This is a genomic window from Stenotrophomonas maltophilia group sp. RNC7, assembly GCF_030910085.1.
Lineage (GTDB): Bacteria > Pseudomonadota > Gammaproteobacteria > Xanthomonadales > Xanthomonadaceae > Stenotrophomonas > Stenotrophomonas sepilia.
This window is the reverse complement of the sequence record NZ_JAVFVN010000982.1, coordinates 1-6,092: the sequence shown is the minus strand read 5'-3', so window position 1 is coordinate 6,092 and position 6,092 is coordinate 1. Positions and strand designations below refer to the sequence as shown.

Genomic DNA, 6,092 nt, shown 5'->3' with positions numbered 1-6,092 from the left:
TGGGGGGGGGGTTTATGGGTGGCGGGTTCTACCTCATGGTCATGGTTCAATAACCCGGGGCGCCGGGTCTTTTTGGAAACGGGAACAGGGGCCAGGGGGGGGGAAATAATTGTTTTTTTGGGTGCGTTTTATTTGGGGGCCTGGGGGGGGGGCTACCCCGGGCCGGTGTGGGGGTTGGGTTTTTAAATACTGGTCAATTTGGCCGCGCCGCCCCGTGGGGGGGGGGGGGGGGAAACCCCCGCCCCGCGCCTCGGCTCTACAGATCCACCGTCGAGCATGGCTCGACGCTACAAAAAAGCTGGAATCCGTTCAGGTTTCGCCAGAGGGTATAAGGAGGGGCTATCAGCCCTCTTCACACATCCCGGGCGATTTTCCTTGCCACACAAGCAGTTGCAGGATGGGAGCGGCATGGTTCAGTGCTGGCTCATGGCCTTTTGATAGACTCCATCTATCAAATAGATGCAATCAATGGATTGTTCTTATCGCCAGCGAGTCGGTAACCTAGCTCCTGTCGATTCACCCACTCCCCTTCACCAGAGGAAAAATGATGTCCCTCATCAACACCCAGATCCAGCCGTTCGAAGCCAACGCTTACCACAATGGCGAGTTCATCAAGGTTTCCGACAACAGCCTGAAGGGCCAGTGGTCCGTCCTGATCTTCATGCCGGCCGCCTTCACCTTCAACTGCCCGACCGAGATCGAAGACGCGGCCGACCACTACGCCGAGTTCAAGAAGGCCGGCGCCGAGGTCTACATCGTCACCACCGACACCCACTTCTCGCACAAGGTGTGGCACGAAACCTCGCCGGCCGTCGGCAAGGCCCAGTTCCCGCTGGTCGGCGACCCGACCCACCAGCTGACCAACGCCTTCGGCGTGCACATTCCGGAAGAAGGCCTGGCCCTGCGCGGCACCTTCATCATCAACCCGGAAGGCGTGATCAAGACCCTGGAGATCCACTCCAACGAGATCGCCCGTGACGTGTCCGAGACCCTGCGCAAGCTGAAGGCTGCCCAGTTCACCGCCGCCAACCCGAACCAGGTCTGCCCGGCCAAGTGGAAGGAAGGCGAGAAGACCCTGACCCCGTCGCTGGACCTGGTCGGCAAGATCTAAAGCATTACCGGCCTGCCGTGGCCCCACGCCACGACGCGCCTTCATCCCCGTGCCGGTGCCCCCGCCGGCGTGGGGGTGAACCCAAGACAGCCAACGCGCGCCAGCTTTGGCCAGCCAGCCCCTTCCACGGTCGCTGTCTTGGGTTCACCCCTACCCCCTGCTGGTCCGCTACCTTCTACAGCGGTGCCACGCCCCCTGTTTGCCTGAAGCCAGGAGATGACCCGATGTTGGACGCCAACCTGCAGTCGCAGCTGAAGACCTATCTGGAGCGCGTGACCCGCCCGATCCAGATCACCGCGCACGCCGACGATGGCGCCAAGTCGCAGGAAATGCTGGACCTGCTGCAGACCCTGGAGAGCCTGTCGGACAAGATCTCGCTGCAGGTCCTGCGCGATGGCCAGGGCCGCGTGCCGTCCTTCGACCTGGGCACGCCGGGCCAGGACATCCACCTGACCTTCGCCGGCCTGCCGATGGGCCACGAGTTCACCTCGCTGGTGCTCGCCCTGCTGCAGGTCGGCGGCCACCCGTCCAAGGCCACCGCCGAGCTGATCGAGCAGGTGCAGAACCTGGAAGGCGAGTACAGGTTCGAAACCTACTTCTCGCTGTCCTGCCAGAACTGCCCGGACGTGGTGCAGGCGCTGAACCTGGCCGCGGTGCTCAACCCGCGCATCCAGCACGTGGCCATCGATGGCGCCCTGTTCCAGGACGAAGTCGAGAAGCGCGAGATCATGTCGGTGCCGACCGTGTACCTCAACGGTGAAGTGTTCGACCAGGGCCGCATGACCCTGGAGCAGATCGTGGCCAAGCTGGACACCAACGCCAGCAAGCGCGATGCCGAGAAGATCGCCGCCAAGGAAGCCTTCGACGTGCTGGTGGTGGGCGGTGGCCCGGCCGGTGCTGCAGCGGCGATCTACGCCGCGCGCAAGGGCATCCGTACCGGCATCGCCGCCGAGCGTTTCGGTGGCCAGGTGCTGGACACCATGGCGATCGAGAACTTCATCTCGGTGAAGGAGACCGAAGGCCCGAAGCTGGCCACGGCGCTGGAGCAGCATGTGCGCGAGTACGAGGTGGACATCATGAACCTGCAGCGCGCCAGTGCGCTGGTGCCGGCCGGCGAAGACGGCCTGGTGCAGGTGCAGCTGGAGAACGGCGCGGTGCTGAAGTCGCGTTCGGTGATCCTATCCACCGGCGCGCGCTGGCGGCAGATGAACGTGCCGGGCGAAGACCAGTACCGCAACAAGGGCGTGGCCTACTGCCCGCACTGCGATGGTCCACTGTTCAAGGGCAAGCGCGTGGCGGTGATCGGCGGCGGCAACTCCGGTGTGGAAGCGGCCATCGACCTTGCCGGCATCGTGTCGCATGTAACCCTGCTGGAGTTCGATTCCAGCCTGCGTGCCGACGAAGTGCTGCAGAAGAAGCTGCGCAGCCTGGGCAACGTCACCGTGCTGACCAGCGCACAGACCACCGAAGTGCTCGGCGACGGCAGCAAGGTCACCGGCCTGGTCTACAAGGACCGCATCGGCGGCGATGCCCACCGCGTCGAGCTGGAAGGCATCTTCGTGCAGATCGGCCTGCTGCCCAACACCGAGTGGCTGAAGGATGTGGTGGCGCTGTCGCCGCGTGGCGAGATCGTCATCGATGACCGCGGCCAGACCAACCTGCCGGGTGTGTTTGCTGCTGGCGATTGCACGACGGTGCCCTACAAGCAGATCATCGTCGCCATGGGCGCCGGTTCCACCGCCGCACTGAGCGCGTTCGACCACCTGATCCGCTCGTCGGTGAGCAACAGCAGCGGTGCCGTTGCTGAAGCGGCCTGATCCACCGTTCCCAGATCACCGGGAACATTGTCTGCCTGTCGGGTAACCACGCCGTCAGCCGGTCCGTTACCCCTGGGGTGTAAGGATGAACCTACGTGATCTGAAGTACCTGGTAGCCCTGGCCGACCACAAGCATTTCGGCCGGGCTGCCGCGTCCTGCTTTGTCAGCCAGCCGACGTTGTCCACGCAGATCCGCAAGCTGGAGGAAGAGCTCGGCCTGCCGCTGGTGGAACGCGCACCGCGCAAGGTGATGCTGACCCCGGCGGGCCAGGAAGCAGCAGCACGAGCGCGGGTGATCGTGTCCGAAGTGGAACAGCTGAAGGAAGCGGCGCGACGCAGCCGCGATCCGGAAGCCGGCACGGTGCGCCTGGGAATCTTCCCGACCCTCGGCCCGTACCTGCTGCCGCATGTGATCCCGCGCATCCGCGAGCGCTTCCCGGAGTTGGAACTGCTGCTGGTCGAGGAAAAGAGCGATGTGCTGCTGGACCGCCTGCGCGAAGGCAAGCTCGACGCTGCATTGCTGGCGCTGCCGGTGATCGACGACCAGCTGCATGCCGAGTTCCTGTTCGAGGAACCGTTCCTGCTGGCCGTCTCCGGTCGCCACCCGCTGGCTCGTCGCGAACATCTGGACGTGCAGGAACTGGCGACGCAGAAGCTGCTGCTGCTGGAAGACGGGCATTGCCTGCGCGACCAGGCGCTGGAAGTCTGCCGCCTGTTCGGCGCCAACGAGAAGTCCGAATTCCGCGCCACCAGCCTGGAAACGCTGCGGCAGATGGTCGCCGCCGACGTCGGCATCACCCTGCTGCCGAGCCTGTCGGTGCAGCCGCCGGTGCCGCGCTCGAACAACATCCGCCTGCTCGACTTCACCGGCGAGGGCCGTCCCAGCCGCCGCATCGCCATGATCTGGCGCCGCAGCTCGGCCATGAACGACTTCCTGATGGACCTGGCCGACCAGTTCAAGCGTCTGCCGCAGGCGCTGTTCACGCTGGAGGCGCTCGATGCCGGCAGCGATGCACCGGCCCTGCCCGGCCCCGCGCTGAACGGCTGAGCCCCCGCCGTACCGGCCTGGAATCGGCAGGAGTCGATTCCGGCCGCATTTGTCCCCACAATACAGACAGGCGGCGCCAGCAGGTGCCGCCTTTTGCATGGCTTTCAACCAAGGAGCGTCACCATGAACACCGCCAGCGGCCTGCCGCCGTCGATCACCGTTTCTACCTTCGACATGGACCGCCTGGACGCCATGCTCGAATCTCCCGCGCTGAGCCAGACGCCTGCCGCGCTCGCGCTTGCTGAAGAACTCAACCGGGCCACCGTGCTGGCACCGGACCAGATTCCCGAAGGCATCGTCATGATGCATTCGCGCGTGGAGTGCGAAGATGAAGTGTCGGGCGAAAAGCACGTCCTGACCCTGGTCTTCCCCCGCGAAGCCAACGTCGATGAAGGCAGGGTTTCCGTGCTGGCCCCGGTCGGCAGTGCCCTGCTCGGCCTTTCGATCGGCCAGAGCATCGACTGGACCGCGCCCGGCGGCCGCAAGCTGCGCCTGCGCGTGACCGCGGTCCACAACGACCGCCCCTGATTACCGCTGCGCACCGCGCGCGATTCGATCCCCCTGTCCCAGGAGCCGTAATGAGTACCCCGTCCAAACTGTCCCAGCTGCGCGAACTGTCCGTGGTTGTTGCCGATACCGGTGACTACGAGGCGATCAAGCGCCTGCAGCCGGTAGACTGCACCACCAACCCGACCCTGGTGAAGAAGGCGCTGGACCTGCCGGTCTACGGCGAGCTGATCGAACGCGAACTGGCCTGGGGCCGCCAGCAGACGGGCGACCGCGAAGCCGTGGTGCACGCCGTGGCCGACCGCCTGACCATCGGCGTCGGCGCGCTGCTGAGCACGCTGGTGCCGGGCCGGGTGTCCACCGAGGTGGATGCCGACCTGGCTCACGACACCGCTGCCACCGTGGCCAAGGCCCGCCAGTTCATCCAGATGTACGCCGATGCCGGCGTGCCGCGCGAGAAGATCCTGATCAAGATCGCCGCGACCTGGGAAGGCGTGGAAGCCGCGCGCATCCTGCAGGCCGAGGGTATCGACTGCAACCTGACGCTGATCTTCAACCCGACCCAGGCGCTGGCCTGCAGCGAAGCCGGGGCGTTCCTGATCTCGCCGTTCGTCGGCCGGATCCTGGACTGGTACGTGGCCAACGGCCAGGCCCCGGCCACCATCGATGAAGACCCGGGCGTGAAGTTCGTGCGCGGCGTGTATGCCGAATTCAAGCGTCGCGGTTCGCCGACGGTGGTGATGGGCGCCTCGTTCCGTTCGACCGCGCAGATCGAAGCACTGGCCGGCTGCGACCGCCTGACGATTTCGCCGGACCTGCTGGAGAAGCTGGACGCCGACCACGGCGAGCTGCCGCGCAAGCTGGTGGCCGGTGCCGCCGATGGCGCGGCGGTGACGCCGATCGATGCGGCCAAGTTCGCGGCGGACCTGGCGGCCGATCCGATGGCCACCGAGAAGCTGGCAACCGGTATCGAGGCGTTTGCCAAGGATCTGGAAGCGCTGCGCGAGCGGATCCGCGCGGCACTGTGAGGATTCCGGCCAACGGCTGAGCCCCTCGTGGCGGGGGGCTCAGAGCAAAAGCCGTGCTGGGTCGGGCGGGTTGGGTTCGCGGGAGACGCCGTGAATCCATCCCTGGAGGCTTGGCCGCCGCATCCATGCGGCGGACACTCCCGCGAACCCAACCCGCCCGCCCTCTGACAGTTTCCTGCGGCCGCCCGCCACGGAAGAAAGAAAGAAGAGCAACAGCGGGTCGCGCGCTTCGCTTGCTTGGAGCGGAGCATGGCTCCGCTCTACAGAAAGCACTGCAGGATCAAACAAAAAGGACGCGGCAAACGCCGCGTCCTTTTTGTTTTTCTTCAGTTCGTCAGTAACCCACGCTCTCGCCCACCGTCACCGGGAAATGATCGGAGGCGGGACGGGTACAGATGGCGGGACCGTCCACGGCATGGATGCCGTGGCCGAGCCCCCAGGGTGAAGTGACCCCCGAGACTTGGACGGGGTCAGGCGGCCGATTGAGCCTGCTCCCGGTACTTTACCGGGCTCAGGCCTTTCAGTTTCAGTTTGATGCGCTCTTCGTTGTAGTACTGGATGTATTCCACCAGCCCAGCTTC

At 65.3% G+C, this 6,092-nt stretch carries 6 protein-coding genes; 5 read left to right on the top strand and 1 reads right to left on the bottom strand.

Annotation, left to right across the window (positions count from 1 at the left end; genetic code table 11):
- Positions 1-547 precede the first annotated feature (547 nt).
- The 5 genes from ahpC (at position 548) to RCF13_RS25285 (ending at position 5,511) form a co-directional block, all read left to right on the top strand.
- Positions 548-1,111, top strand: a complete 564-nt coding sequence (gene ahpC, locus RCF13_RS25305) for an alkyl hydroperoxide reductase subunit C (RefSeq protein WP_049436466.1) — start codon at positions 548-550, stop codon at positions 1,109-1,111.
- A 224-nt stretch (positions 1,112-1,335) separates the two neighbouring features.
- Positions 1,336-2,928 (top strand): alkyl hydroperoxide reductase subunit F, encoded by a 1,593-nt coding sequence (gene ahpF, locus RCF13_RS25300; protein WP_134969132.1) that lies wholly within the window; start codon positions 1,336-1,338, stop codon positions 2,926-2,928.
- A gap of 85 nt (positions 2,929-3,013) precedes the next feature.
- Positions 3,014-3,976: a LysR substrate-binding domain-containing protein gene (locus RCF13_RS25295; protein ID WP_049414506.1), complete on the top strand. Its 963-nt coding sequence runs from the start codon at positions 3,014-3,016 to the stop codon at positions 3,974-3,976.
- A 123-nt stretch (positions 3,977-4,099) separates the two neighbouring features.
- Positions 4,100-4,504 carry a nucleoside diphosphate kinase regulator gene (gene rnk, locus RCF13_RS25290; protein ID WP_134969131.1) on the top strand — a complete coding sequence of 135 codons (405 nt, stop codon included), beginning with the start codon at positions 4,100-4,102 and terminating at the stop codon, positions 4,502-4,504.
- A 50-nt stretch (positions 4,505-4,554) separates the two neighbouring features.
- Positions 4,555-5,511 (top strand): transaldolase, encoded by a 957-nt coding sequence (locus RCF13_RS25285; protein ID WP_134969130.1) that lies wholly within the window; start codon positions 4,555-4,557, stop codon positions 5,509-5,511.
- A 470-nt stretch (positions 5,512-5,981) separates the two neighbouring features.
- Here the strand turns inward: RCF13_RS25285 and RCF13_RS25280 are convergent.
- Positions 5,982-6,092, bottom strand: a 111-nt coding sequence (locus RCF13_RS25280) for an IS3 family transposase (protein WP_180845006.1), incomplete at its 5' end; no start/stop codon positions are given.

Bases quoted from the DNA above. Each gene is read 5' to 3' on its own strand.
- RCF13_RS25295 (WP_049414506.1), top strand. From the start codon at position 3,014: ATGAACCTACGTGATCTGAAGTACCTGGTAGCCCTGGCCGACCACAAG.
- RCF13_RS25285 (WP_134969130.1), top strand. From the start codon at position 4,555: ATGAGTACCCCGTCCAAACTGTCCCAGCTGCGCGAACTGTCCGTGGTT.
- ahpF (WP_134969132.1), top strand. From the start codon at position 1,336: ATGTTGGACGCCAACCTGCAGTCGCAGCTGAAGACCTATCTGGAGCGC.
- ahpC (WP_049436466.1), top strand. From the start codon at position 548: ATGTCCCTCATCAACACCCAGATCCAGCCGTTCGAAGCCAACGCTTAC.
- rnk (WP_134969131.1), top strand. From the start codon at position 4,100: ATGAACACCGCCAGCGGCCTGCCGCCGTCGATCACCGTTTCTACCTTC.